Annotated in this window: 1 protein-coding gene and 2 pseudogenes; all 3 read right to left on the bottom strand. The window is 47.1% G+C overall.

The annotated features are described in order from the left end of the window. Nucleotides 1-740: pseudogene (locus tag B3182_RS08265) on the bottom strand (F0F1 ATP synthase subunit beta); the annotation flags it as partial. A gap of 50 nt (nucleotides 741-790) precedes the next feature. After that, nucleotides 791-1,657 (bottom strand): F0F1 ATP synthase subunit gamma, encoded by an 867-nt coding sequence (gene atpG, locus B3182_RS08260; protein ID WP_292358481.1) that lies wholly within the window; start codon nucleotides 1,655-1,657, stop codon nucleotides 791-793. Nucleotides 1,658-1,671: 14 nt separating this feature from the next. After that, a pseudogene (locus tag B3182_RS08255) lies at nucleotides 1,672-2,157 on the bottom strand (F0F1 ATP synthase subunit alpha); the annotation flags it as partial.

The raw sequence follows: 2,157 nt of genomic DNA, 5'->3' as shown, positions 1-2,157 counted from the left end.
GTGTAACGGTAGATGTTATCAACGAAGAACAATACGTCACGACCTTCGTCACGGAAGAATTCCGCCATGGTCAGACCAGTCAACGCAACACGCAGACGGTTACCAGGTGGCTCATTCATCTGACCGTAAACCAGTGATACTTTATCGATAACGTTTGAGTCAGTCATTTCGTGGTAGAAGTCGTTACCTTCACGAGTACGCTCACCTACACCAGCGAATACCGAGAAACCACTATGCTCGATAGCGATGTTACGGATAAGCTCCATCATGTTGACGGTTTTACCTACACCGGCACCACCAAACAGACCAACTTTACCACCCTTAGCAAACGGGCATACCAAGTCGATTACTTTTATACCGGTTTCCAGCAATTCGTTACTGGCAGACAGTTCATCAAATGAAGGTGCTTTACGGTGGATACCCCAACGCTCTTCTTCACCGATGTCGCCTTTCTCGTCGATTGGGTTACCCAATACGTCCATGATACGGCCCAGTGTTTTTTGACCGACTGGTACGCTGATAGCTTTACCGGTATTTGATACAGCTAAGCTGCGCTTCAAGCCGTCTGTAGTACCCATTGCAATGGTCCGGACTACGCCGTCGCCAAGCTGTTGCTGTACTTCAAGGGTTAAACCAGCCTCTTCAACCATCAAGGCATCATAGATATTTGGCAGACTGTCGCGGGGAAATTCCACGTCAACGACCGCACCGATAATTTGTACAATCTTTCCAGAGCTCATCTTGCTTCCTCTTTCAAATAAGTTCGGGCTGCTCAGCCCTTTTAATTCAGTTAGACCGCAGCGGCACCCGCAACAATCTCAGAGATTTCCTGTGTAATCGCAGCCTGGCGAGCTTTGTTGTAAACCAGTTGCAGGTCATCAATAAGATCGCCGGCATTGTCAGACGCATTTTTCATCGCAATCATGCGCGATGCTTGTTCAGAAGCAATGTTTTCAACAACGCCTTGATAAACCACTGACTCGATGTAACGGACCAGCAAATCATCCAAAACTTCTTTCGCATCCGGCTCGTAAATATAATCCCAGTGATGGGACATTTCCTCGCTTGGCGCACCAGGTGTCGCAGGCAGAAGACGAATAAATGTGTCTTCCTGCGTCATGGTGTTCACAAACTGGTTATAAACAAGGTACAGACTATCAATATGACCTGATTCGTAAGCATCCAACATAACCTTGATGCTACCAATCAATTCATGAACGCGTGGTGCATCACCCAATTGGGTAACCTGTGCAACCATGTTCACTGGCAAGCGGCTGAAGAATGTTGAGGCTTTTTGGCCAATTGCACAGATATCAACCTGCAGGCCTTTATCTGACTTGGATTTGATTTCGTGCAGCACTTCCTTGAACAGATTATTGTTCAAACCACCGCACAAACCACGATCCGAAGAAACCACGATATAACCTACACGTTGTTTCTCTTCACGATCCTGCAAATAAGGATGTCTGTATTCCGGATTGGCAAACGCCAAATGCTGAATAACATTTAAGATCTTGTCAGCATAAGGACGTGTTGCCGCCATGCGTTCCTGAGCCTTACGCATTTTACTGGCAGCCACCATTTCCATCGCAGAGGTTATCTTCTGCGTGCTCTTGATGCTTGCTATCTGCGTACGTATCTCTTTACCGCTAGCCATGAATTATGCCTCGCTTACCAGCTACCGTTGGCTTTGAATTTTTCAATCGCGCTGCGCATTTGGCCAGCGATATTGTCATCAAAATTACCAGTAGTGTTGATTGTGTCCATCAGCTCAGCATGCTGTGAACGCATGGTTGACAGCAGTGACGCTTCAAATGAACCGACTTTGCTGACGTCAACATCATCCAGGAAGCCTTCGTTGGCTGAGAACAATGAAATCGCCATTTCAGCAATTGATAATGGTTGATATTGTTTCTGTTTCATCAACTCGGTAACACGTTGACCACGGCTGATTTGTGCGCGGGTTGCTTCATCAAGGTCAGAAGCAAACTGAGCAAACGCTGCCAGTTCACGATACTGAGCCAAATCAAGACGAACACCACCACCCAGTTTCTTGATGATCTTGGTTTGAGCGGCACCACCAACACGTGATACCGACAGACCCGCGTTAATCGCAGGACGGATACCGGCGTTGAACAAGTCAGTTTCCAGGAAGAT

Origin of the sequence: Methylophaga sp. UBA4204, assembly GCF_002379485.1 — a bacterium.
Taxonomy (GTDB): Bacteria; Pseudomonadota; Gammaproteobacteria; order Nitrosococcales; family Methylophagaceae; genus Methylophaga.
Note: the sequence above shows the minus strand (reverse complement) of the source record. Positions and strands in the feature narration are given on the sequence as shown.